Raw genomic sequence first — 23,878 nt, 5'->3', positions numbered from 1 at the left:
ATAAAACCACCTGCCGGGCACGGACGTCCGGCGACCGAACGGAGGGGGCACGGATGCCCGTCACCATTGCCTACGCCCGCGCCATCGACGGCATTCATGGCCCGCTGGTGACCATCGAGACCCACCTGGCCAACGGGCTGCCCGCCTTCCACATCGTCGGCCTCCCCGAGGCGGCCGTGCGCGAAAGCCGCGACCGCGTGCGCGCGGCGATCCAGACCAGCGGCTTCGAATTCCCGCGCCGCCGCATCACCGTCAACCTGGCCCCGGCGGACCTGCCCAAGGACGGCGGCCGCTTCGATCTCGGGATTGCCCTGGGGATCCTGGCCGCCAGCCAGCAGATTCCCGCGGAGGCACTGGAACGCCACGAATTTCTCGGCGAACTCGGGCTGGACGGGCAACTTCGACCGGTGGGCGGCACCCTCGCGGCCGGGATCGCGGCGGCGCAGGCAGAACGGGCCCTGGTGGTCAATCCGGAGGATGGCGCGGAGGCCGCCCTCGCCAGTCGCGCCCGGGTCCTCACCGGCTCCCACCTGACCGCCGTATGCGCCGCCCTGTCGGGACGCGACGGGCTGACGCCCGCCCAGCCGCCCGAACCCGCGCCACCCACGCACCCGGACCTCGCGGACGTGCGCGGCCAGCACCAGGCCCGGCGCGCCCTGGAGATCGCTGCGGCCGGCGGCCACCACCTGCTGATGGTCGGCCCACCCGGCAGCGGGAAGTCCATGCTCGCCGCCCGCATTCCCGGCATCCTGCCGCCCATGGAGGAGGCGGAGGCACTGGAGACCGCAGCCATCCACAGTCTGCGCGGCAGTACTCACCTGCGCGGCGACTGGCGGGCTCGCCCCTTCCGCTCGCCGCATCACACCGCTTCGGGCGTCGCCCTGGTGGGCGGCGGCAGCACGCCCCGCCCCGGCGAGATCTCGCTGGCGCACCAGGGCGTGCTGTTCCTGGACGAACTGACGGAGTTCGACCGTTCGGTGCTGGACGTGCTGCGCGAGCCGCTGGAGACCGGCGTCATCCACATCTCGCGCGCTGCCCGTCAGGCCGAGTTCCCGGCGCGGTTCCAGCTGGTCGGGGCGATGAACCCCTGCCCGCAGGGCTTCGACTGCGACCTGGCCGAGCGTTGCGAATGCACCCCGGAACAACGGGCGCGGCACCGCAAGCGCCTGTCCGCCCCCCTGCTGGACCGCATCGACCTCGCCATCGAGGTCCCGCGCATCCCGCCGGCCGAACTGACCGACACCCGCGAGCCTGCGGAGACCTCGGCCTGCGTCGCCGAGCGGGTGGCACGAGCACGCGCAGTGCAGAAGGCCCGCCAGGACGGACTGAACAGCGGACTGGATGGCGCGGGGCTCAAGCGCCACGCCGCCCTGGCGGAAGGGGATCGGCGACTGCTGGACAAGGCGGCCGAGCGCTTCCGGTTATCCGCGCGGGCCTATCACCGCATCTTGCGGGTGGCACGCAGCATCGCGGATCTGGGCGGCGTGGAACAGATCGCAACGCCGCACCTGACCGAGGCGCTCAGCTATCGTGCCCTTGACCACTGGCGCACCCAGTAGCCCGGCAACAAAAAGGCCCCGCCGGGAAGCCCGGGCGGGGCCTTGAGGTCGCAGTGCGACCGCGCGATCAGTCTTCGAAAGTCGCGACGTACACGGCCAGATCGGCGATGTCCTGATCGGACAGGTTCGCGGCGTTCGGCGCCATCAGGGCCGTCTGGTCACCAACGGTCTCGCCGGCGCGGTAGCGCACCAGCTTGTCGGCGATGTACTCGGCATCACGGCCGGCCAGCTTCGGGAACACCGGGGTGCCCTGACCCTGCGCGCCGTGGCAGGCAACACAGGTGTTGTAGCGGGACTGGCCGCGCTCCGCGTCACCCTCTTCGAGCGCGATGGCCGCAACGGCGTCGGCTTCTTCCTCGGCCGCCGCTTCACCGGTCTCGGTGGTCGCCACCGGGTCTTCGCCCGCGGCGTCGCCGTTACCATTGCCGTTACCGCTGCCCTCGTAGTCGTGATCGACGCCGGCCTGGTCCAGCATGTAGGCCACGACATCCCGCATCTGTTCGTCGGTCAGGCTGGAGTCACCGCCGCGTGCCGGCATGGCGCCGATGCCGTTGATGGAGTTGTCGAACAGCGTGTCCAGACCCTTGTCGTTCAGGCGGTTCGCCCACGCATCGGTGTCATCCTTGATGGGGGCACCGGAAACACCGGCGTCGTGGCAGGCGGCACAGACGTTGGAATAGATATCGCCTGCGCTGAGGTCGGCCGGCTCGGCCGCCGTATCCACCTCGCCGGAGACCACCTGACCGATGGGGGCGATCCGCTGGGCAATACGCTCCTCACTCACGGCCTCGGCCTGGGACCCCGTCATCCCCGCAATCCAGCCCGCAAGCTGCGACACCAGAAACAGGACCGTGGCCAGCAGCGCCAGCGACGCGATAAACAGCAACACCTTGTTCCCGGTGTCCATCTTGATCGGTTGATTTCCCACTTCTCTCCCTCCGAGATCCTGGCCGTGCGTGGCCTTGTGGTGTGCTCTTTCGAAAGCGCTCGCGCGGTACGCGCAAATCGGGCGCAGAGTATAGGGCATCATGCCGGGCGCGACCACAAACCAAGCAGGGCGGTCAAATATGGCTGGACGCAATAGAGGCCCCGCCCGTATGATTATGGGTCTTGCGCCCGTAGCTCAGCTGGATAGAGCGCTGCCCTCCGGAGGCAGAGGTCAGAGGTTCGAATCCTCTCGGGCGCGCCATCATAAAGAAGAAGGGCCCTCAGGGGCCCTTCTTCTTTATGGGGGTGTGCCCCGAGGGCCCGATTCGAACCTCCGTTCGAGCCGAGGCCCGCGCAGCGGGCCGACATCGCGGTACAGCCAGCGGCTGCGCCGGCCCGAAGGGCCGAGCCGCCAAAGGCGGCGCAGCTATCCTCTCGGGCGCACCGCCCGAACACGCCGGAGTCCGACCGCGCCCCCCCGGGACCTCCGCGCTCGCCTCAGGCCGCGGGCCCCACTGCCGCGGCCGGCAGTTCGACCTCCTGACTCTGGTTCATGATCTGCATGAGAACCATGACGCGCTCGTCGCCGGTTCGGGCGAGGAATAGCCCCTCATGACCCTGGAAGGGACCGTCGGTTATCGTGACCGGCTGGCGGGCGGCGAAATCACCGGCACGCGTCAGGTCCAGGCAGCCGCTCTCCGGATCGAGCCGCAGGCGGATTGCCTCGATCACGGGTCCGGGTACCGGGACCGGGGCCTGACCAAAGCGGACAAGGCCAAGGACGCCGCGGGTAGAGCGGATCGGCGCCCAGTTTTCGTGGCTGTCGCACAGTTCCGTGAAGAGATACCGCGGAAACAGGGATTCGGTCACCGTGGTACGCCGTCCACCACGACGCGCGGCACGGCGGATCAGCGGTCGGAACGTGTGATAGCCCTGCCGGGCCAGATTGGCCTCTGCGCGGGCCTCCTCGCGGGGTTTGCAGTGGACGGTGTACCAGTGTTTCAAGCGGACCTCGTGCGCCTTCGGCCGTTCGCCGGCGCGACATCAACCATGTGATGCCCCGAATGATATGCGCGCGCAAGGGGCGGTGGCCAGACGGCCGTTACAGGGCCGCATTGAATTCTTCGCCGGATCGAATGCGAGCGTGATCTGGATCAATTCCGAAGCCGGGCTCGGGCGCTAGCGTCGAGAGTGCATGGACCCAACTGGAGGAAAGATCATGCTGATGGAAATCATGTTTCAGTCGCCCATCGGGATCCTGACGATTCTGACCCTGGCCGGCATCGTGGCCTTCTTCGCTTACGTCGGGTATTTCATCGTTCACGGCATGCACGAGAACGACAAGGGCCGGTAACACGCCTCCAGCTGCTGCCGGGGCCCGCCCATACATAAAAAGGCCAGGGTATCGGATGACCTCCGCCCTGGCCTGTTCTTTTGTGTCGCTCGAAGCCCCCGCGGGCGGCCGGACAAGCCGGACAGCCCGCGGGGCCTGCATCAGGAGCCGGACCCCCCGGGCGTATCGCCCAGCTCGCCGCGGGGCGCGTCGCCGCGGCGGGTATCCGCGGCCACTTCCGGGCCGACACGGCTCGGCTCGGCCAGGGAGTCGGTGCAGGTCTGGGCACCGTGGTAGAGACGCACCACATGCTTGGCCTCGGCGAAGAACAGCCAGCGCTCCATGCCGATCCCGACCAGACTCGAGACCGCCGCCAGCCAGGCGATGCCAGCGGGTGCACCGGAGAGGATCGAAGCGAAGACCAGTACCGGGGCGATAAAGCCGAGCAGGAAGACGCCCATCTTGATGTTGTCGATGGTGTCCTTGCGCGGGTCGTAGCCGAATTCGTCGGTCAGGAAGGTGCCGGCGGTGTGGCCGGTATCCAGCAGCCGGACGGTGGCCCGGTTGAAGGTGGTCGCGGTGTTGATGGTCGGGCCGTTGACCCGCGAAATCCAGAAGTAGTAGATGCCTTTCAGCACCGCCGCCGCGACCAGCGCGACCATCGCCACGCCGGCATGCATCGTGGTGGCATTGCCGAACGCCGCGGCAATGGCGGCAAACAGTGCGGAACCGGTGGCAATGCCCAGCATGATGTAGTTCGCCGGGGTCAGCGCGGTGTTCCACTGACGGATGGTCTTCAGACAGCCGTAGATCATGCCCGTGGAGAACAGGGTCACCACGGCCAGTACCGCGGCGATCGAGCCGGCCACCGCCGGCAGCGGCCCGATGGCCGAACCCTGCAGCAGCACGCCCAGGCCATAGATCCCGGCGAACGGATAGAACAGCACTGCGAACACGGCCTCGCGGGACAGCCAGGAGGTCTTGAAGCGCATGAAGGAACGCCAGGCGTTCTTCTTGTTTGCCAGGTGCCCGGTGGAGAGGATCAGCCCCAGGGTGATCATGCCCAGCGATGCGAAGCCGTGCGCGAGCAGCTCGCCATGACTCATCGCCGGGCCGATGCCCGCGAGGTGGAAGGCCGCCAGCAGGATGAACAGGCCGTAGCCCGCACCCGAGATGACGGTAAACAGGATGACGGAAAATGCCGGATGCATATGAATTCTCCCGTTCGGGCCGCGCTTAGCGCGCGACCATCTTGTTGACCCAGTCCTTCACCGAGCTGACCAGCTTGTTGGCCCGCACGTCGTCGGTGGGAATGGGGCGGGTGATACGCGGGGGCAGATAGGTGTTCACCGGCTTGTAGCCCAGCTCCGGCATCTGCTTCACACCGCCGCGTTCGCGCACCAGGCGGCTGACTTCGGAGTCGGCATCGTCGAAATCACCGAAGAACCGGGCATGCGCCGGGCAGGTGATCACGCAGGCGGGCTGGCGCTCTTCCGGCGGCAGCTGCTCGTCGTAGATGCGGTCCACGCACAACGTGCACTTCTTCATCACGCCGTCTTCGCGGTCCAGCTCGCGCGCGCCGTAGGGGCAGGCCCAGGCGCAGTAGTTGCAGCCCATGCACTTGTCCTGGTCGACCAGCACGATGCCGTCTTCCGGACGCTTGTAGGAGGCACCGGTCGGGCAGACATTCACGCAGTCGGCATGCTGGCAGTGCATGCAGGACATCGGGATGTTCACGGTCTTGTTGTTGGGGTAATCCCCGACTTCGTAGTGGCGAATGCGGTTGAACCACACGCCGCTGGGGTCCTCGCCGTACGGGCGATAGTCGGTCAGCGCGCCGGTGGTGCCGCTGGTGTTCCACTGCTTGCAGGCCACCGCGCAGGCGTGGCAGCCCACGCAGGTGTCCATATCGATTACGAGTCCAAGTCGCATACAGCTACTCCTCAAATTCTCTCGAGCCGCCGGTCGCTGCCGGCGGCATGTCCCGGGTTCGTGGCGTTTACTTGTCTTCGTCCAGCGAACCGCGGGTCAGCACGTCGCGGATGGAGCGATTCAGGTGCACCGGCTTGTGCGCCGCGTAGCGCAGCTGGTCCGGGGCCTCGGACATGCCGGGGGCCGGCTTGATCGTGTCGAAATCGGGCCAGGTGCTGGCCTCGTCCGGATCCGCCGGCGTGATCCTGACCTTCAGGTCGTACCACGCGGCCTGGCCGGTCACCGGGTCGGAGTTGGTGATGTTGTCCACCGGATCGCCCTTCTTCGGCAGCAGTTCGCTGATCAGGTGGTTCATCAGGAAGCCCTTGTTGGACTCGTTCGCCTCCGGCTTCAGGCCCCAGGCGCCCTTCTGCTTGCCGATCGCATTCCAGGTCCAGACGGTATTCGGCTCGCAACCCTCGATCAGCTTGACCTGCACACGGATCTTGCCGTTGTGCGACTCGAGCCAGACCCAGGACATGTCCTCGATGCCCATCGACTGCGCCTTGCCACGGTTCATGTACAGGTAGTTCTGGGCGCAGATCTGGCGCAGCCAGGCGTTCTGCGAATCCCAGGAGTGGTACATGAACATCGGACGCTGGTTGACCGCGTAGAACGGGTACTCGTCCTCGTCGATACGGGTCTGCTCCAGTGGCTTGTGCCAAATCGGCAGCGGATCGAAGAACTGCGTCAGACGATCCTTGTGTTCCTGCTTGGTCGGCTGCGGGCCGTCGTAAAGCCCCTGGCCGGCCAGCTTGAAGCGCTGCTGGGTCTCGGAGTAGAGCTCGATCGTGATCGGATCGGTCTTGCCCACCCAGCCGGCGTGCTTGGCCAGCTCCAGGTAGTCCTTGTTGGCGAAGCGGTAGAACTGCTGGTTCGGCGCCAGGTGATGGACGAAGAACCCCTGGTTCTCGATGTACGCCTCCCACTGCTTCGGGTTCGGCTCGCCACGCAGATGGGTCTTGCCATCCTTGCCGCGGTAACCGGACAGGAAGCCGATGCCCGGCTCCTTCTCGTAATTGACGATGAAGTCCTTGTAGTCGGCGAACTTGCGGCTGCCGTCGTCCTTGGTGAACGCCGGGAACTTCAGACGCCCGGCCAGCTCGACCATAACCTCCTGCCACGGACGCACGTTGCGGTCGACTTCGAGGATCGGGTGACGGATGGAATCCGCCGCCGCGGCCGGCTCGGAGATCGGGCGGTCCAGCATGGAGATGGTGTCGTAGCGCTCCAGATAGGTGGTATCCGGCAGCACCAGGTCGGCGAAGTTGACCGTCTCCGAGTGGAACGCATCCGAGACGACGAGGAACGGGATCTTGTACTCGCCGTTCTCGTCCTTCGCCCGCAGCATGTCCATCACTTCGGCGGTGTTCATGGAGGAGTTCCACGACATGTTCGCCATGAAGAAGATGAGCGTGTCGATCGGATAGGGATCGCCGTTGACCGCGTTGGTCACCACCATGTGCATCAGGCCATGGTTGGAGATCGGCGCATCCCAGGAGAAGGCCTTGTCGATGCGCAGCGGGTTGCCGTCGTCATCGATGACCAGGTCCTCCGGCGCGGTCGGGAAACCGAGCGGCGGGCTCTTCAGCGGGGTGTTCGGCGCGCATTCCTTGGCCGGCTTGATGCCCGGCGGGACATGCTTCGGATACGGCGGCTTGGCCAGGTGGCCACCGGGGCAGTCCACCGAGCCGAGCATGATCTGCAGCAGGTGGATCGCGCGGCAGGTCTGGAAGCCGTTGGAGTGCGCGGAGATGCCGCGCATCGCATGCATGGACACCGGACGCCCGAACACCTTGTCGTGCTTGCGGCCCCAGGAGTCGGTCCACTCGATATCGAGCTCGATGGTCTCCTTGAAGGCGACGTGGGCCATCTCCAGCGCCAGGCGCTCGGTCTGCTTGGCCGGCACACCGGTGACTTCTTCGGTGTTCTCCGGGGAATACTCGTCCGACAGGTAGCGCTCGGCCAGCAGGGTCATGACGGTCTTGACCGGGCGGCCGTCCGGGGCGGTGTATTCGCCGAACAAAGCCGGCTTGATATCCACCTGGCTGCCGTCGACGAAGGCCTCCTGCTCCAGTTCCCACACCAGCGGGTTGCCATCGTCGTCACGCAGGATCAGGCCGTCGCCCTTCTGCCCCGGGGTCTGCACCACGAGCTGGGTGGCGTTGGTGTAGCGCACCAGGAAGTCCCAGTCGAACTGGTCGTTCTTCAGCAGCACGTGCAGCATCGACAGCGCGAACAGGCCGTCGGTACCGGGCTTGATGCCCACCCACTCGTCGGCGATCGCCTGGTAGCCGGTGCGCACCGGGTTGATGGCCACGAACTTGCCGCCACTGCGCTTGAGCTTTTCCAGACCGATCTTGATCGGGTTGGAGGCATGGTCTTCCGCCACGCCCCAGAGCATGTGGTACTTGGTGCGGTCCCAGTCGGGGTCGCCGAATTCCCAGAAGGCGAAGCCGGTGGTATACAGGCCACCGGTCGCCATGTTCACCGAGCAGAAGCCGCCATGGGCTGCCCAGTTGTAGGTGCCGAACTGGGTCGCCCACAGGCCGGTCAGGGCCTGCATCTGGTCACGGCCGGTAAAGAACGCCAGCTTGCGCGGGTCGGTCTCGCGGATCTTCTGCAGACGTTCGGACAGGGTGTCGATGGCCTCGTCCCAGGAGATCGGCTCGAACTCGCCGGCACCGCGCTCGGTGCCCGGCTTGCGGCGCATCGGCTGCTGCAGGCGCGCGGGGGACTGCTGCTTCATGATCCCCGCGTTACCCTTGGCACAGAGCACACCCTTGTTGATCGGGTGGTGCCGGTTCCCCTGGATATAGCGGACCTTGTTGTTCTGGACGGTAACCTTGATGCCGCAGCGGCAGGCACACATATAGCAGGTGGTGTACTTGATTTCCTGCTCGCTGTGGTTCTCGAATTCGGGCAACGCACTCATTCAGACGACCCCATAGATCACGGTTTGCTTATTCAGGCGACATACTGGCCATTAACAGGGCTTTTGACCAACGAAAAGTTCTTATCTTGAAATAAGCAAACTCTATCTGTGAGAGATTTTGTTTATTGCCACATCCGGCCTGGGGCATTGTTGTTGCGTTCCCGGAAAAGTGGTCTACGATGTGTGTGATGAAACATATCGCCCCCATCGACAGCACGGATCGCCCCATGGAACGCCCCTTCAAGGACGAGAACGCCCTGGTAGACGCCTTCGGACGCCGAATCGAGTACGTCCGGCTGTCGGTCACGGACCGCTGCGACCTGCGCTGCTTCTACTGCATGCCCAAGGGCTTTCGCGACTTCGAGGAGCCGGATCACTGGCTCAGTTTCGAGGAGATCGAACGCGTGATGGGGGCCTTCGGTCGCCTGGGCACCCGGCGCGTGCGCCTGACCGGCGGCGAGCCGCTCGTACGCAAGAACCTCCCGGACCTGGCCGCACGCCTGCACGCCCTGCCCGGCATCGACGACATCTCGCTGTCCACCAACGCCACGCGCATGGCACGCCACGCGCAGGAGCTCAAGGACGCCGGCGTGGGCCGCATCAATGTCAGTCTCGACTCGCTCAAGCCCGAGGTCTTCAAGGAGATCACCGGCGGCAAGCTGGAGAAGGTGCTGAACGGGCTGATGGCCTCCAAGGCCGCGGGGCTCGACCCGATCAAGATCAACATGGTCGTGATGGGTGGTATCAACGAGCCGGAGGTCGAGGACATGGTCGACTTCTGCATCGAACACGGGTTCACCCTGCGCTTCATCGAGACCATGCCGATGGGCGACACCGGGCGTGAGGCGAAAGAAGGCCATTACGTGAACCTCCAGGACGTACGCGCCCGCCTGGAGGAACGCTACAACCTGGTGCCCGGGGTGATGCCCGGGGGTGGCCCGGCACGCTACATGCAGATCCCGGATACCGACGTGCGCATCGGCTTCATCACCCCGATCTCGCAGCACTTCTGCGACACCTGCAACCGCGTGCGCCTGTCGGTGGACGGCACCATCTACACCTGCCTGGGCAACGACCACAGCCTGAACCTGCGCCCCTACCTGCGCGAGGGCTGCACCGATTCCGAGCTGGAGGACCTGGTGGTCCAGGCCATCAACCTGAAACCGGAACGCCACGAATTCTCCGAGCGCCCGGAAAAAGTCATGCGCTTCATGTCCATGACCGGCGGCTGACGTCACGGCGAGGCCCGCCCACCGGCTCGTCATCGCAAGGCGCGAAGCGCCGTGGCGATCTCGAGCTCCTGCCCGTTACCCGTCGGAGCCAGCGCCCCGGGCTGCATCCAGAGATGGCCACGGCCCTCGCGGGCCTCGCCATGACGGGGATCGAAAGCGACGTCATGGCGAGGAAGCCTGTACCCCCCTGACGTTTGCACACCTGGTCGGGGCGACGGTTGCGTCAGAAGATCGCCACGACGCTGCGCGCCTCGCGATGACGGTGCCCCGCACAACACCGGTGACTCGCCCCTCCCTGTGGGCGGGGCCTCGAACCCGTAGGAGCTCAGCCCTCTGAGCGATGGGGCTTGATCAACGCCCCATCGGCCAGAGGCTGGCCTCCTGCATGTCCGGATCCTCGACACCGCAAAGGGCCGCGCAAAGCAGAAGGCCCGCTGGAAAGCGGGCCTTCTGCGTGTCGGAGAACTGCGAGCCGGCTCAGTCGACGGCGCCTTCTGGAGGCAGCTTTTCCTTCATCGAGTCGGACAGCGGCACGTCGTGCACCACCAGCACCGGCAGGCGCGCATTGCGAACCAGCCACTCAGTCGCGGAGCCGGAGAGCATGTTGGCGATCTGACTGCGCCCGCGGGTCCCCATCACGATCATGTCCGCGCCCCACTCCTCGGCGTGGCGCGAGATCTCTTCCGGCGCGCTGCCCACGGCGATGGCGACATCGTCGTCTGCCTCCGCCCATTCCTGCAGCTGCGCACGCACCTTCTCTTCCGCCGAGTTGCGCATTGCCTTCGCGTTCAGCGGCGAAGACCCCGCACCACTGAACGCACCGGCGGAGCTGGGACCGGCCACTTCCGATGGCTTCATCACGTAGAGCAACCGCTTCTTCGCCCCTGTGCAGTGCTGGCGGGCGACCGCCAGGGCCGCGGCCGAGGCGGGCGAGAAGTCGATGGCGATGATGACGCGCTGCAGCATGGGGATACCCTTTGTGATCGCATGAAACCGACCCGGCGCATCCGCTCGGGGTCATGAAAATTTCAGAACCGACTAATGGAGTGGTACAATTTCGCGCCTTTCCTGAGCGGTTCTCAGTCTGTACTGGCAACGAACCGCTTGCAACCGCGCCATCCACTGGTGGCAACCGGGCCCGGCTACTTCCCGGGGAAGCACCGATCCAACCCTTCGCGTGGATCGGCGTCTCCCAAAGTCTCTGGTACCTGTTCGTTCACCCGTTGATCCCGACCCTGGTCGGCTTCGGCGCGCACCGGTATTGGGGAACGCAACGTGCAGCAGACCATACAAGACTTCCTGTCCCGCCAGCGCAAGGTCTGGTTCTTCAACGTCCGCGGCGACCTGATCGCCGGGATCGTGGTCGCACTGGCCCTGATCCCGGAAGCGATCGCCTTCTCCATCATTGCCGGCGTGGATCCGAGCGTGGGCCTGTACGCCTCGTTCACGATGGCCGTGGTGATCGCCTTCGCCGGCGGGCGCCCCGGAATGATCTCGGCGGCAACCGGGGCGATGGCCCTGCTCACGGTCACGCTGGTGGCCGAGCACGGGCTGCAGTACCTACTGGCGGCCACGATCCTGACCGGGATCATCCAGCTCCTGTTCTCGTGGGCCAAGCTCGCGCGCTACATGATGTTCATCCCCCGAACGGTGCTGGTCGGCTTCGTCAACGCGCTGGCCATCCTGATCTTCCTGTCCCAGGTGCCGTACCTGGTGGATGGCGACACCACCATGTGGGCACTGGTCGCGGCCGGCCTGATCATCCTCTACGGCCTGCCGATGATCCCCGGCTACCCGAAGCTCCTGCCGCCACCGCTGGTCGCGATCATCGCGCTAACCGCCGTCGTCTACTACATGGGCATGCCCACGCTGGAAGTCGGCGACATGGGCGACCTGCCCTCCGGTCTGCCGGTGTTCCTGTTCCCCGACATCCCGTGGAACTTGGAGACCCTGCAGATCATCTTCCCGACCGCGTTCGCGCTGGCGATCGTTGGTCTGCTGGAGTCGCTGCTGACAGCCTCGATCCTCGATGACCTGACCGACACCCCCTCCGGCAAGAACCGCGAGGCCCAGGGACAGGGTATCGCCAATATCGTCACCGGCTTCTTCGGCGGCATGGCCGGCTGCGCGATGATTGGCCAGTCGGTCATCAACATCAAGTCCGGCGGTCTCGGTCGGCTGTCGACCCTGTCAGCCGGCCTGTTCCTGCTGTTCTTCATCCTGGTGCTGGGCGATCTGGTCTCCATCATCCCGATGGCCGCACTGGTCGCGGTGATGATCATGGTCTCCATCGCCACCTTCGACTGGGGCTCCCTGACCACCCTGCACAAGCTGCCGCGCACCGACGCCGTGGTGCTGATCGTGACCGTAGCGGTCACCGTGATCACCCACGACCTGTCGATGGGCGTGTTCGCCGGCGTGCTGCTCTCGGCGATCTTCTTCGCACGCAAGATGGTCAAGGCGGTGGAAGTGAAAAGCGACCTGTCGGAGGACGGCAAGACCCGCATCTATACCGTTCGCGGCCAGCTTTTCTTCGTCGCCGTGGACAAGTTCATCGACAGCTTCGACTACCGCGAACGCATCCACAACGTCGAGATCGACCTGACCCGCGCCTCGCTGTGGGACAGCTCGGCGGTAGCCGCGATCGACAAGGTCGTCGGCAAGTTCCGCCGCAACGGCATGGAGGTCGAGGTAAAGGCGCCGCGCGGCGAAAGCGGCGAACTCCACGACAAGCTCGCGCAGCACGACAAGGGCGCCGACCTGGGACCGGGCGGGCACTGACCCCCGCGCGACTTCTGACTCGCACAGTCATTGCGAGGCCCCGCAGGGGCCGCGGCACAAAAGCGCGAAGCGCGTTGAACAGCCGCAGGCCGGCCCGAAGGGCGAGCGCAGCGAGTAACCTCCTGAAGCTGGCGCAGCGTCGGGGTCCGAGGGTCCCGGAAGGAGGTTGCTTCGTCGCTGCACTCCTCGCAACGACGTCCCCCGTGGCAGCCCCGGGGTATCGGAGAAATTGGACCGCGCGCCGGGGCGTGGCAGGCTAGGCGCATGATGAACCTTCGCCGGCCGGCAGCCCCGGCCGACCCCCGGGCCGAGCGCGAGCGAATTCGGCGCGCGCTGCTCTGGCCCATGCTGGGGGCTGCCATCCTGATCGTGATCCACGCCCTGCACGACCTGCTGGGCGGGGACTGGTCGCGGCTGGGCATCCTGCCGCGCGACGCGGTCGGGGCGCTGGGCATCATCACCTCGCCGCTGATCCATGGCTCCTGGGGTCACCTGCTCGCCAATGTACCGACCCTGTGGGTGCTCGGCATGCTCACGCTCTACGGCTTCCCGCGGGCCACGCGCGTTGCGGTCCCGCTGATCTGGCTGATGGGCGGGCTGGGGGTCTGGCTGTTCGCCCGCGAGGGGCTGCACATCGGCGCCTCGGGCCTGACCCACGGGCTGATGTTCTTTGCCGTGGTGATCGGGATCCGCCGGCGCGATGCGCTGTCCATCGCGGTGGCCATCATCATCCTGTTCCTCTATGGCAGCATGCTCTGGGGCGTCTTTCCCAGCGGCCCCAAGGTCTCGTTCGAGGCGCACCTGTTCGGCGCGGTCGTGGGTGCGGTCTGCGGCTGGGTGCTCTATCGCCGAGATCCATTCCCGGTCTACCGCCGGCATGACTGGGAGGACGACGACCCCACCGACCCCGAGACCCTGCGCAAGATCGAGCAGGGCCGGCTCGACGAGATCGAGCCGAAAGAACCGCCGGAGGGGCCCGGGCGGCGCGACTAGTCGGACACCCTTCCTGGATGCAGTTCGCGGCGATCGGTGCATCCCGCGACGTAGCGGCGACGGCCCCTCTTCCTGGCACCGTCATTGCGAGGAGGCGAAGCCGACGAAGCAACCTCCTTCCGGAAGCACCGCGTTGCCAGAGTTCGGAGATTACTCGCTGCGCTCGCCCTTCGGGCCGGCCTGCGGCCGTTCAACGCGCTTCGCGCCTTTGTGCCACGTCGGCTTCGCCTCCTCGCAATGACGCCGCCCGGTGCTGCGACGCCGCGGGCCAACCTAACGACCGAAAGTCATGCGCACCCCCGCCATCAGCGTAAGGCCGGGCGCGGGCTCGTAGTAGCGGCCGCCCGCCGCATTGATACGGATGTTGTCGACGTTATCGGCGTCTAGCAGGTTGCTGGCGGCAACGAAGGCCTCGGCGCGGGTGCCGCCCTGCTGCCAGAATCGGCCAGCGCGCAGGTTCAGCGTCGTCTGCGGCCCCACCTTTTCCGTGTTCGCGTTGTCCGCGTAACGCGATCCCACATGCAGCGCATCCACGGTTACGAACCAGGGCCCGTCGCGCCAGTCGGCCTCGACGAACAACTGTTCGCGCGGCAATCCCGGCATGCGGTTGCCGTCAAAGCGGTCGCCCCCGGCATCGGCATACTCCCGAAACTGAAATCGGCTCAGACTCAGCGCACTACTCAAGGTCCAGGCCTCCGACGCCCTCCATTCGGCGCCAAACTCCACCCCTTCTCGTGCCGTACGCCCCGCATTCTCGTAGAAATCGCGGAAATCCCCCTCGTCATCCACGACGATCTCGTCTCGAACCCGCGTGGCATAGACCGAGGCCTCCCAGGAGAGCTGCGGATTCTCGCGCCGGATACCGACCTCGATACTGCGCGCCCGTTGTGGGTCGACCTCGGGATTGAAGCCGCCTCCGCCCTCCGGATTGGCAAACTCGGTGAAGGTCGGGGTCTCGAAGTTGGTCGCCACATTCACGTAGGCGCGATATTCGGGTCGAAAATGCCAGATCAAGCCGGCCATGCCGCTGGTCTCGTCAAAGGTCCGTCGACCCGATCGGTCCGTGACGTCATTACCGTCGTCAAACCGCTCGACGAAGTGATCGTCGATGGACATGCGAATACGATCGTGACGGGCGCCGGCCACCAGGTTCCAGTCCGACCCGAGTGCGGTATCGGTCTGCACGAACACACCGCGCGAGCGGGCACGCTCCCGCTGGTCGAGCGCCAAGTCGCTCATGGGATCAACCGGGTCCGCGGAACACTCGCCGCCGTCGCGATCGAAAAGCCGGCCAGCAGAACAGCGCCGTGTGCGGTCATCGCGCTGTTCTTCCAGGTCGATGCCGGTGAGCACACGGGTCGCCCCAACGTCGCGCTCGTACTGGGCATTAACTCCAAAGAAATCGCGCTCGTAGGCAACACGGGAATCACCGGGGAACGGCAGCTGCTGCGCATAATCGCGCTGGGTCCAGAATCCGCCCAGGCGCAGCTCGCCCCCGGCCAGGGGCTGCTCCCATTGCAGGCCCGTGGTCAGCTGTTCGGCGGACTGGGTACTGTCCAGCGCCGTGGCCAGCGGCGCGGCGGCACGCCGATCCTCGCGCATCTCCTCGCGGGTCAACCCGCCGGGATCGTCAGTGCGTGGCGCATCCAGGTAGCGCAGGTGAAAGTTGAGCGTGCCGGCATCCAGTTGCGAGGCAGTATGCAGGCGCAGATAGCGCTTCTCGGCAGTGGACTGTTCGCGGTAGCCGTCGATGGCGAAATCATGTGCGGTCAGGGAATAGCGGTGGGTCCCATGGTCCTGCTCCGCCACCGCTTCGGCGCGACGATAACCGTAGCTGCCCATCAGCACGCCGCCACCGAAGCCGCGCGGATCCCGCCCGTCGCGGGTGCGCGCAGCGATCACGCCGCCGGAGGCATTGCCGTACAACGCCGCGCTGGGCCCGCGCAGGACCTCGATGTCGCGCAGATTCAGCAGATCGATGGCATCCACCTGCGACTGCCCGTCCGGCGTGGTCTCGGGGATCCCGTCCTGGAGGATGCGCAGTCCACGCACCCCGAACGGGGCGCGTGAACCGAAACCGCGGATCGAGATTCGCGCATCCTGGGCAAAGTTGTAGCGGTTCTGCGCGAACAGTCCAGGCACACGGTTGAGCGCCTCGTCCAGCTGCAGGCCCTGGCGCCCCTCGGTGGCCTGGCGCTCGTCGACCCGGCTGACCGCCGCCGGCAGATCCGCCAACGGGGTCGCCAGGCGCGGCGCGGTCACCGTGACTTCTACCGGGTCGAGGACCGGGGGCGGCGCGTCTTCCGCCCAGACCGAGCTTGCCGGCACCCAGAGAAGCGGCAGGCCAAGCACGAGGAGACCGCGGACGGCGGTTGCCGCCGCGGTCTCCGGCACCGATACCGCCCGCACCACGGCGCCCTTACTCCCGCAGGATCAGGCGCTCGGTCAACAGCTCGCCATGGGCGAGAAAGGCGTCGTACAGGGTGCGGCTGCGTTCGGCCAGTCGCGAGCCCTCTTCCCAGGCGCCGGGACGGTCGAACGCCTCGCCAACCCGGTACCCATTTCCGACGGCCTGGACGAAGGCCGCGACCGAGCGCGTAGTCACACGCGGATCAATCACGCGGCCGTCAGAGTAACTCAGGGCGGCAGGGATCATCCCGTCGCCCAGCTGGTAATCCAGCGCACCGAGGAGCAGGCGGTCGACCGCGCGCCCCACCAGGCCTTCCAGTTCCGGCGCGCGCTCACCGATTAGCCCGGAGGTCCCCTCGCGCTCCCGGAACAGGGAGAAGCCGCCGGTCAACTGGTGCACGAAGCGCCACTGCGCCGCGGTATCGACGCGATCGGAGGCGGCCCGGGCCTTGCCCCCCTCGAACGTCAGTCGAGCCGGCAATCCCCAGTCACGCATCGCACCATGCCCGGCCACGACCGCTTCGGTAATGGCGGCAGCGCGATCCGCCAGGGTTTCAGCGCGCGCTGCATCGTCGGAGTCCCCGTACAAATACAGCATCTCGTAGAGCGCCTTGTGGCCGCGCAGCATCGCGCCGAGCTGGTCCAGCGACCATTCCGCGCCCTGGTCGAACACGTAAATGCCGGCGTCCGCATCCCAGGCGGCCTCGGCACGTTCGGCAAGCGCTCGAGCGATGACCACCAGATCCTCGCGGGAATGGCCCAGCCAACCCGACAGCGCGGCCCGGTCCATCTGGCCCATATCCTCCGCACCGCCGGGCTTGTCCTGCCGCACCCATGCATAGACCGCCGCATGCAGCGCATCCAGGCCATACGCGAAGCCATCGGCCTGGGAATCGTTCGCGGCATGCACCGCACCATCGGCATAGCGCTCATTGACGAGATGGCTGGTCAGGATGGAAATCAGCGGCGAGGGTGTATGGGTCAGTTCGTCGTAGAGCCCGAGGTGTTCGAACCGTCCGGCACTGTGATGCATGTGATAGAGATACGCGGCATCCGCGTAGGCCGCCGGTGACGCCTCGACATCACCGCCGGCGTGCGCACGGATGCGGCCATCGTCCACCAGCCGGCCGTGCACCACGTTCAGCAGTTCCAGCCAGGTCTCGCCGACCGCCCGCATCGGGTCCCCGGTTAGCTCGGGCCGGTAACCCTCGTGACCCAGCTCGCTGTCGCGCATCAACCGGCCCTTCACGGTCAGCGCCCCCAGCGCCATGAAGGCATCCTCGGCGGCCATGTCCTCGACATGCACCAGGACCCGCTCTTCCGCATCCAGCCCCTGCGCCACAGCCACCGGGGTGGCCTGGACGTTCGCCATACCCGCCACTGTGAACGCCATGACCGCGGTCAGCGCCTTTACGGATGTCGTCATGCTCTTCTTCCCCTGATGTGTGTTCGACATTCGGGCAGATCGTGTCGCCCATGTCTGAGCAGACCGGGCACGCTTCGACCGGTTCCCCCGGATAGCCGTTGCGTCTACACAACAGTGTTGCCTTTTAACGCGATCTTCATCGCAGCTTAACCGGGGCGTCACCCGGCCTCCTCATGCTTGCGCCCTGTCGAGAGGCACTCGCGTCTCGCCAATGTTCAAACGCAAAGAGGGGAGAATCCCATGAATCGCAAACACCTGCTGACCAGCCTGATCGCGGCCGGTCTGGTCGTACCAGCCCTGGCCACTGCCGACTGGACGCTGTACGGACGCGCCCACCTGTCCGCCGATGTCCTCGACGACGGCGCCGACTACAACGAGTTCAATGTCTCGAGCAATTCCAGCCGCCTGGGCTTCAAGGGCGAGCGCGAGTTCCGCGAACAGCTGGTCGGCATGTTCCAGATCGAACAACAGATCGACTTCGACACCAACGGCACAAACTTCGCCACCCGCGACACCTTTGTGGGCCTGAAGGGTTCCGAGTGGGGCATGCTCCGCATCGGCAAGTTCGACACCCCGTTCAAGCGCGCCCGTGGCCCGGCCAACTTCTTCGGCGACCAGGTCGGCGACATGCGCAACCTGACCCGTTCCGCCGCGCAGACCGGCCGCTTCGACGAGCGCTTCAACAACAGTATCCACTACCAGACGCCGAGCTTCGGCGGCCTGACCTGGAACATCCAGTACTCGAACGAGACGGACGGCGCCACCACCGGTGACGGGGCCCCCAACAAGGCCTATTCCACATCTCTGATCCTGAGCATGGGCGACCTGACCGGCGCGCTGGCCTACGAGAAGCAGGAAGACGGCGACGTGAACCCGGACGCCTGGCGTCTTGCCGTCGGCTATCGCATCACGCCGGCCTTCCGCATGGGCGCCTTCTACCAGAACTCCGAAACCACCAGTGGCGACGAGGCGGATGTGTACGGCCTTGGCGGGCAGTTCCGCCTGACCCCGAGCATGTACCTGAACGGTCACGTCTTCCAGCTGGATTCCGACCTGGACGATGCCGACGCCACCATGTATGCCCTGGGTCTCGAATACCGCCTGGATAGCGATCTGCGCTTCTACGGCAACATCGCCATGGTCGACAACGACGACAACTCGGCCCTGGCGCCGTGGAATGCCGCCAAGAGTGTCAGCCAGCCGGGCGTGGGTGGCGAGAACGCTACCGCCCTCTCGATCGGCATGCGTTACGACTTCTGACCGAGCAATGCCGGGGCCGGCGGCCAGGACCGCCGTCCCCGTTTTCCGAGCCCCGCCGGACTACGCCCCGGCGGGGCTTTTTTCTGTGATTCGCGAAGCGCCGGCGGCGCACTTACGTTGTGACACCGGGACTCTCGAGAAGTGGGGCATACAGGTAGAGGCTGGTCACAGTGCGACAGGTGCAGGCCGAGATCCCGTTACCGACCGATCGGAAGGGGTTGGTCGTCACCGATTAGGGGCCGACACGGCCGCGCGCCTGCGCAGCAGATGCGCGGCCGGCGATAGCCTCAGGGACGCTTGGGGGTCTGGTATTCCGCCTCTTTCTGGAAGGGTTCCCAGATGGTCTCGTAGCCGACGAAGCCCTTTTCGTTCGGCTTCATCTGACGGGTCACCAGAAAGCGTGACTTGCCGTCCGGAACTTCCGGGTGCTTCTTGTCGGATTGCTGACTCATGGTGCATTCACCTCGCTTCGATGAAAAAAGAGGGGACGGAAGAAACGCCGTCTCGCCCCCGACTCACTGACAAAACCGGGCGAAGGTGCTCTATCACTCGATGGGGACCGCTCTCCCGCTGTCGATCTCCGGCCCCGTCTCCACCTTGCCGCCATGCTCGATTTCTTCTGCGCTGGCATCCCGCACCAGCAGGATGTTCAGCTTGAAGACCACCTGCCGACCACACAGCGGGTTGTTGCCGTCGATGGTGATGGTCTGGTCGTCCATCCGGGTCACCAGGAAGCTCTTGGTCTGGCCGCGGTCGTTTTCCATCAGGATGGCGGTGCCCACCTCGCGGTACTCCTCGGGCACGTTCTCGATCGCTTCGGTGATCACGAGGGACTCGTCACGCGGCCCGTACAGGGCGTTGCAGTCGATCGGAACCTCGATGGTCTCGCCCTGGGCCTTGCCTTCCAGCTCGCCCATCACCTGGGGTGAAAGGACCTCGTTCACGCCGTGCACATAACCCAGCGGGAACTCGACCTCGGTCAGGACCTGGCCGGATTTCTCGTCGATCACCTGGTAGTTCAGTTCGACGTACTTGTTGTCCTGGATTACATCTGTCATTCAAAGTCCCGCAGTCTCAGAAAATGGACGCACCGAAGATACGCACCTCGCCTTCCTCGTACCCGAGGACCATGCGACCGAGCCATTCGCCCTCTTTCTTCGTGCTGCGCACCCGGTAGAGGACCGTGACGTGCTCGCCCCGACGGATAATGCCGAGGAAGTCCCAGTCCGCGCTCAGGTTGCGGGTCAATTCGCTCTGGGCGAACTGCTTGCCGACTTCGACCTCGTTGAGCCCGAACAGCAGGTGATACGAGAAGCGACGGACAAACTTGCCGTACTGACCCTTGTTCGAATACTTGACCAGATCGGCCCACATGGGGTGGGCGATCTCCACGATCTCCTCGTCGGAGTGATCGATGATATTCATCGAAGTCTCCGGCAAGCTTTGTGCTTCAGCTGCGCTGGTCATGTTGAAACCCTCAGGTGTAGCGGTTGAAAGAGAGGGCCTGCGCGTGAACGCGCCGGCCGTCGGGCTTCCGTGCGAGGCAGCGGGGTCGTGACCGACCCCGCCACGTTAGCACCCTAGGCTTCCTCTTTCTCGGCTTCCTTCGCCGGGGCCTCGTCCTTGTCGACCAGGTGATAGCACGGCGCCTTTTCCATGGTGTACTCGCCCGTCTTCGGGTCACGACGGGATACGGTCAGGTGATGCCAGTTCTGATCGTCGAGTTTCATGTAGTCGCCGCGGTAGTAGTAACCCGGCCAGCGGGTTTCCTTGCGGAACAGGGTGTGGTGGAAGACGCTTTCGGCCGTGCGCACGCGGTGCTTCAGCTCCCAGGCGCGCAGCAGCTCGTGGATGTCCTCCGCGGCCAGCTTCTCCAAGTCCTCTTCGAGGATCTTCATCTTCTTCAGGCCGATATTGAGCAGCTTCTCGTTGGTCATGTAGCTGACCGTCACGCCACCGCAGTATTCGTCCATCAGCTTCTGCAGGCGGTCGAGACCCTGGCGCGGGTTGATGAAGTTCGGATTGACCGAACCGGCCACCACCTCGTTGCTGTAGACCTTGTAGTGCTCCAGCGGCTTGTAGATCTCCTCTTTCAGCTTGTTGATCTGCTTATCGGAGACACGAATGCCGTCGGCCTTGCCGTCGTCGATGTACTTGCAGGCGGCCTTCGCGGCCAGGCGGCCCTCGGTGAACGAACCGGAGGAGAATGCATGCGGCGTTCCGCCCACGGCGTCGCCCGCACCAAACAGACCCTCGACGCTGGTCATGCGGTTGTAGCCCCAGAAATACTCGGGCGGGGAGACATCCTCCGGCCCAGAGCACCAGGCGCCACAGCCCGTGGCGTGCGAGCCCATCACGTAGGGCTCCGAGGTGGTCAGTTCGGGGTTCTCGTTCTTGGGGTCGACGTCGGTCGCGGCCCACAACACCGCCTGACCGACGGTCATGCCGAGGAAGTTTTCCCAGCCCACCTCTTCAAGATGCGGGTCCTGGAAGGCCTCCATGGTGACCATGTGGATCGGGCCACGGCCGGCATTCACTTCGTTCAGGAATGCATGGTTGCGCAGGCAGGTCGGGATCGGCCGATGGGTTCGGTGGGAGACCTCCGGGTCCAGGTATTCCTTGCCGACCATCTCCTGCAGCTGCGGCCACCACTTGGACTCGTACTCTTCGCCGTTGCAGTTCTGCGTGCGGGTCTTCAGGTGCAGGAAGTACGCACCGACCGGACCGTAGCCATCCTTGAAGCGGGCCAGCACGATGCGGTTTTCCATCTGCGTCATCTTGGCCCCGGCGTTGATCAGCAGGCCATAGGCCGAGCCGGACGACCACGGGGCGTACCAGACGCGACCCGCGCCTTCGCCCACGGAACGCGGCTTGAAGATCATGGAGGCGCCGCCGGCGGCGACGACCACCGACTTCGACTTGAAGACGTGGTAGTTGCCGGTGCGCACGTTGAAGCCCACCGCGCCGGCCACCCGGTTCTCCTTGGACTCGTCCATCAGGAGGTGGGTGACACAAATGCGGTTGTAGATGGTGTCGGCGGACTTCTTGGCGGCCTCGGCCACGATCGGCTTGTAAGACTCGCCGTGGATCATGATCTGCCAGCGGCCTTCACGCTGGTATGCACCCGTCTTCGGGTCACGCATCAGCGGCAGCCCCCACTCCTCGAACTGGTGCACGGTGGAGTCCACGTGGCGGGCCATGTCGAACAGCAGGTCCTCGCGCACCATGCCCATCAGGTCGATACGGGCGTAGCGCACGTGGTCTTCGGGATTGTTCTCGCCCCAGCGGGTCCCCATGTAGCAGTTGATCGCATACAGGCCCTGGGCGACCGCGCCGGAACGGTCGATGTTGGCCTTTTCGGCAATCACGACCTTCTTGTCCTGGCCCCAGAAGCGGGCTTCCCAGGCGGCACCCGTGCCACCAAGCCCCGCGCCACAGACCAGGATGTCGATGTTGTCTTCGACGATTGTCTTGTAGGCCATCAGTAGTACACCCCTTCTTTCAGTTTGAGACCGGCGGCCTCAAGCGTGTGCAGATCCCCCTCATCCATGCGGATGTACTTGGGCTCGTTGAACAGCAGCTGGCTGTCGCGCATGGACTTGTCCGGTGCGGGGACGTCGGCCAGCTGCGGGATGTGCTTGCCCCAGGGCTTGGTAGTAATCGGTGACAGGAAATCCTTTTCGCGGCCATCGCGGAACTTGATCTTCCAGGCGATGGTGCCCCGTTCCTCGTCACGGTCAACGCGCACGCTGTGCCCCAGCGGCGCGAAGTCCGCGTAGCCACGCACATCAATGGCGTGGTGCGGGCAGGCCTTCACGCAGGAGAAACACTCCCAGCACATGTTGGGTTCGATGTTGTAGGCGCGACGCGTGGTGGGGTCGATATGCATGATGTCTGACGGGCAGATATCCACGCAGTATCCACAGCCATCGCAACGGGTCATGTATACAAAAGTTGGCATGGTAGTCCTCGATCGATGCTGGTGTTTGGATAAGGGGCTCAGTAGTGGTGGGGGGCTTCACGCTGGATGCCCTTCCCCATCTCCATCGGCGCGTCGCGCAGCAGTTCCATCGAATGGCGCTGCTGTTGCTCGGGGTCGTCGCGCGTAAGCGTCGGAAGGTTCTCGGCGGAGCCGTCGGCACGTGTCATCCGCTTCTGGTAGGCCGCGGCCGGCTTGAAGAACATGTGCGCGAACTTGGACCAGTAGACCGTCGCGAACAGGGTCGTGGTGGCCGCGAGGAAGAGCGCGAAGAACAGCCAGCCAAGGGCGCCGGTGCCCTGGGTCAGCGACCAGAGGATGGCGAACGTCGACATCGCCAGCAGCGACACGATGAAGATGTCGGCACGGACGAGCTGGTACCAGCGACGCCCCTCGGAGTAGACATCCACGCGGATAAAGAACCAGAACCAGTAGCCACCGAAGGCAAGCGACAGGGCGCCCAGGTGCCACAGCACCGGCCATACACCGGCGGCCGGCTCGGTCGCGTAGCCAAAGATCAGCACGGCAGAGGAGACCACGAATAGGACGAAGCCCCACATCGTGAACAGGTGCGAGGCGCGACGCTTCGGGTTCTTGAATTCGCCGGAGGTGATGACCTCTTTCCCCAGGGTCTGCACTGCCTGGGAGAATTTCTCGCCGCCGCTCACGCTGCGGGTCGCACTCTTTTCGGCTTTCTTGGCGTTCTCGAAGAAGTACTGGGCACTCCTCTTGTGCATCATGTCGAGGATCGTGCCGGCGGCCACCAGGATGACCATGAGCACGACATACGCCTGCATAGCGGCTGGTGGGATAAACGCAGCCAGTTCGGCAAAGGGATTGCTAGTGATCACGGCGTCAGGCCTCCTCAGAGTGTCCAATTGGCACACCGAGTCTGTGCCAACTCGATCTTGCGCTTCAAATCAAACTTGCTTCCCCGCGCATCAGTCGATTCTATTAGGTCATATGCTTATTTATGGAAACGCTAATCTAGGGCTGCGCGAAGTACGGCTGTATCAACGCAGTCCCCGATGGTTTCGCAGGCCAGGATCGTCGCCCGGACGCGCACAGGGCGG

At 65.2% G+C, this 23,878-nt stretch carries 20 protein-coding genes and 1 tRNA gene; 7 read left to right on the top strand and 14 right to left on the bottom strand.

All coding sequences use genetic code 11. From position 1 onward, the window contains the following. Positions 1–53: 53 nt before the first annotated feature. Positions 54–1,559: a YifB family Mg chelatase-like AAA ATPase gene (locus F572_RS0112200; protein WP_017942930.1), complete on the top strand. Its 1,506-nt coding sequence runs from the start codon at positions 54–56 to the stop codon at positions 1,557–1,559. 67 nt (positions 1,560–1,626) lie between these two features. On the opposite strand, the gene F572_RS0112195 is transcribed toward F572_RS0112200, so the two are convergent. Continuing rightward, entirely contained in the window at positions 1,627–2,487 is an 861-nt protein-coding gene (locus F572_RS0112195; protein WP_018158472.1) for a c-type cytochrome, read from the bottom strand. Between the two features lie 184 nt (positions 2,488–2,671). Here F572_RS0112195 and F572_RS0112190 point away from each other — a divergent pair. Beyond that, positions 2,672–2,748, top strand: a tRNA-Arg gene (locus F572_RS0112190). A gap of 236 nt (positions 2,749–2,984) precedes the next feature. Here the strand turns inward: F572_RS0112190 and rfaH are convergent. Beyond that, positions 2,985–3,491 (bottom strand): transcription/translation regulatory transformer protein RfaH, encoded by a 507-nt coding sequence (gene rfaH, locus F572_RS0112185; protein ID WP_017942932.1) that lies wholly within the window; start codon positions 3,489–3,491, stop codon positions 2,985–2,987. A 214-nt stretch (positions 3,492–3,705) separates the two neighbouring features. Here rfaH and F572_RS16020 point away from each other — a divergent pair, with 214 nt between their 5' ends. After that, positions 3,706–3,840: a hypothetical protein gene (locus F572_RS16020; protein WP_017942933.1), complete on the top strand. Its 135-nt coding sequence runs from the start codon at positions 3,706–3,708 to the stop codon at positions 3,838–3,840. Positions 3,841–3,980: 140 nt separating this feature from the next. Here the strand turns inward: F572_RS16020 and F572_RS0112175 are convergent, their stop codons facing one another. The 3 genes from F572_RS0112175 to F572_RS0112165 all read right to left on the bottom strand — a co-directional run bounded on the left by F572_RS0112175 (position 3,981) and on the right by F572_RS0112165 (position 8,725). Beyond that, positions 3,981–5,030 carry a DmsC/YnfH family molybdoenzyme membrane anchor subunit gene (locus tag F572_RS0112175; RefSeq protein ID WP_017942934.1) on the bottom strand — a complete coding sequence of 350 codons (1,050 nt, stop codon included), beginning with the start codon at positions 5,028–5,030 and terminating at the stop codon, positions 3,981–3,983. Positions 5,031–5,055: 25 nt separating this feature from the next. Continuing rightward, a complete protein-coding gene (locus F572_RS0112170; protein ID WP_026143149.1) occupies positions 5,056–5,751 on the bottom strand; it encodes a 4Fe-4S dicluster domain-containing protein in 696 nt (231 codons plus the stop codon). A 67-nt stretch (positions 5,752–5,818) separates the two neighbouring features. Next, positions 5,819–8,725, bottom strand: a complete 2,907-nt coding sequence (locus F572_RS0112165; protein WP_017942936.1) for a molybdopterin oxidoreductase family protein — start codon at positions 8,723–8,725, stop codon at positions 5,819–5,821. Positions 8,726–8,952: 227 nt separating this feature from the next. Here F572_RS0112165 and moaA point away from each other — a divergent pair, with 227 nt between their 5' ends. Then, complete coding sequence (gene moaA, locus F572_RS0112160) at positions 8,953–9,957, top strand: GTP 3',8-cyclase MoaA (protein ID WP_026143150.1); 1,005 nt, start codon at positions 8,953–8,955, stop codon at positions 9,955–9,957. A 477-nt stretch (positions 9,958–10,434) separates the two neighbouring features. On the opposite strand, the gene F572_RS0112155 is transcribed toward moaA, so the two are convergent. Beyond that, the gene (locus F572_RS0112155; RefSeq protein WP_017942938.1) at positions 10,435–10,923 is read right to left on the bottom strand and encodes a universal stress protein; all 489 of its coding nucleotides are present in this window, start codon (positions 10,921–10,923) and stop codon (positions 10,435–10,437) included. Between the two features lie 309 nt (positions 10,924–11,232). Between F572_RS0112155 and F572_RS0112150 the strand changes: the two genes are divergently transcribed. Both F572_RS0112150 and F572_RS0112145 read left to right on the top strand, forming a co-directional pair. Beyond that, positions 11,233–12,738, top strand: a complete 1,506-nt coding sequence (locus F572_RS0112150; RefSeq protein ID WP_017942939.1) for a SulP family inorganic anion transporter — start codon at positions 11,233–11,235, stop codon at positions 12,736–12,738. Positions 12,739–13,002: 264 nt separating this feature from the next. Beyond that, positions 13,003–13,731, top strand: a complete 729-nt coding sequence (locus F572_RS0112145) for a rhomboid family intramembrane serine protease (protein ID WP_017942940.1) — start codon at positions 13,003–13,005, stop codon at positions 13,729–13,731. A gap of 273 nt (positions 13,732–14,004) precedes the next feature. Here F572_RS0112145 and F572_RS0112140 read toward each other — a convergent pair whose 3' ends face one another. Next, on the bottom strand, positions 14,005–16,083 hold the full coding sequence (locus tag F572_RS0112140) for a TonB-dependent receptor domain-containing protein (RefSeq protein WP_155983931.1): 2,079 nt from the start codon (positions 16,081–16,083) through the stop codon (positions 14,005–14,007). A 67-nt stretch (positions 16,084–16,150) separates the two neighbouring features. Beyond that, positions 16,151–17,596, bottom strand: coding sequence for a hypothetical protein (locus F572_RS0112135; RefSeq protein ID WP_017942942.1), 1,446 nt, complete (start codon positions 17,594–17,596; stop codon positions 16,151–16,153). 210 nt (positions 17,597–17,806) lie between these two features. On the opposite strand from F572_RS0112135, the gene F572_RS0112130 reads away from it, so the two are divergent. After that, entirely contained in the window at positions 17,807–18,826 is a 1,020-nt protein-coding gene (locus tag F572_RS0112130) for a porin (protein WP_017942943.1), read from the top strand. A 287-nt stretch (positions 18,827–19,113) separates the two neighbouring features. Here the strand turns inward: F572_RS0112130 and F572_RS15810 are convergent, their stop codons facing one another. From F572_RS15810 to F572_RS0112100, 6 genes are all read right to left on the bottom strand, one after another. After that, the gene (locus tag F572_RS15810) at positions 19,114–19,278 is read right to left on the bottom strand and encodes a hypothetical protein (RefSeq protein WP_017942944.1); all 165 of its coding nucleotides are present in this window, start codon (positions 19,276–19,278) and stop codon (positions 19,114–19,116) included. A 93-nt stretch (positions 19,279–19,371) separates the two neighbouring features. Further along, positions 19,372–19,884, bottom strand: a complete 513-nt coding sequence (locus tag F572_RS0112120) for a peptidylprolyl isomerase (RefSeq protein ID WP_017942945.1) — start codon at positions 19,882–19,884, stop codon at positions 19,372–19,374. Positions 19,885–19,900: 16 nt separating this feature from the next. Continuing rightward, positions 19,901–20,251, bottom strand: a complete 351-nt coding sequence (locus tag F572_RS0112115; protein WP_017942946.1) for a hypothetical protein — start codon at positions 20,249–20,251, stop codon at positions 19,901–19,903. Between the two features lie 155 nt (positions 20,252–20,406). Continuing rightward, complete coding sequence (aprA, locus tag F572_RS0112110) at positions 20,407–22,308, bottom strand: adenylyl-sulfate reductase subunit alpha (protein ID WP_017942947.1); 1,902 nt, start codon at positions 22,306–22,308, stop codon at positions 20,407–20,409. Further along, on the bottom strand, positions 22,308–22,787 hold the full coding sequence (aprB, locus tag F572_RS0112105) for an adenylyl-sulfate reductase subunit beta (RefSeq protein ID WP_038034341.1): 480 nt from the start codon (positions 22,785–22,787) through the stop codon (positions 22,308–22,310). The genes aprA and aprB overlap by 1 nt, the downstream gene beginning before the upstream one ends. Before the next feature lie 38 nt (positions 22,788–22,825). After that, positions 22,826–23,602, bottom strand: a complete 777-nt coding sequence (locus tag F572_RS0112100; RefSeq protein ID WP_017942949.1) for a hypothetical protein — start codon at positions 23,600–23,602, stop codon at positions 22,826–22,828. Positions 23,603–23,878 lie beyond the last annotated feature (276 nt).

This window comes from Thioalkalivibrio sp. ALE14, assembly GCF_000376845.1.
Lineage (GTDB): Bacteria > Pseudomonadota > Gammaproteobacteria > Ectothiorhodospirales > Ectothiorhodospiraceae > Thioalkalivibrio.
Note: the sequence above shows the minus strand (reverse complement) of the source record. Positions and strands in the feature narration are given on the sequence as shown.

What these genes read in the sequence shown, in the direction of transcription:
- F572_RS0112100 (WP_017942949.1), bottom strand. Translation starts at nt 23,602, where the DNA reads ATGCAGGCGTATGTCGTGCTCATGGTCATCCTGGTGGCCGCCGGCACG.
- F572_RS0112130 (WP_017942943.1), top strand. Translation starts at nt 17,807, where the DNA reads ATGAATCGCAAACACCTGCTGACCAGCCTGATCGCGGCCGGTCTGGTC.
- F572_RS0112115 (WP_017942946.1), bottom strand. Translation starts at nt 20,251, where the DNA reads ATGAATATCATCGATCACTCCGACGAGGAGATCGTGGAGATCGCCCAC.
- F572_RS0112120 (WP_017942945.1), bottom strand. Translation starts at nt 19,884, where the DNA reads ATGACAGATGTAATCCAGGACAACAAGTACGTCGAACTGAACTACCAG.
- F572_RS0112155 (WP_017942938.1), bottom strand. Translation starts at nt 10,923, where the DNA reads ATGCTGCAGCGCGTCATCATCGCCATCGACTTCTCGCCCGCCTCGGCC.
- F572_RS0112135 (WP_017942942.1), bottom strand. Translation starts at nt 17,596, where the DNA reads ATGTCGAACACACATCAGGGGAAGAAGAGCATGACGACATCCGTAAAG.
- F572_RS16020 (WP_017942933.1), top strand. Translation starts at nt 3,706, where the DNA reads ATGCTGATGGAAATCATGTTTCAGTCGCCCATCGGGATCCTGACGATT.
- F572_RS0112145 (WP_017942940.1), top strand. Translation starts at nt 13,003, where the DNA reads ATGATGAACCTTCGCCGGCCGGCAGCCCCGGCCGACCCCCGGGCCGAG.
- F572_RS0112170 (WP_026143149.1), bottom strand. Translation starts at nt 5,751, where the DNA reads ATGCGACTTGGACTCGTAATCGATATGGACACCTGCGTGGGCTGCCAC.
- aprB (WP_038034341.1), bottom strand. Translation starts at nt 22,787, where the DNA reads ATGCCAACTTTTGTATACATGACCCGTTGCGATGGCTGTGGATACTGC.
- F572_RS0112175 (WP_017942934.1), bottom strand. Translation starts at nt 5,030, where the DNA reads ATGCATCCGGCATTTTCCGTCATCCTGTTTACCGTCATCTCGGGTGCG.
- aprA (WP_017942947.1), bottom strand. Translation starts at nt 22,308, where the DNA reads ATGGCCTACAAGACAATCGTCGAAGACAACATCGACATCCTGGTCTGT.
- F572_RS0112165 (WP_017942936.1), bottom strand. Translation starts at nt 8,725, where the DNA reads ATGAGTGCGTTGCCCGAATTCGAGAACCACAGCGAGCAGGAAATCAAG.
- F572_RS15810 (WP_017942944.1), bottom strand. Translation starts at nt 19,278, where the DNA reads ATGAGTCAGCAATCCGACAAGAAGCACCCGGAAGTTCCGGACGGCAAG.
- moaA (WP_026143150.1), top strand. Translation starts at nt 8,953, where the DNA reads ATGGAACGCCCCTTCAAGGACGAGAACGCCCTGGTAGACGCCTTCGGA.
- F572_RS0112200 (WP_017942930.1), top strand. Translation starts at nt 54, where the DNA reads ATGCCCGTCACCATTGCCTACGCCCGCGCCATCGACGGCATTCATGGC.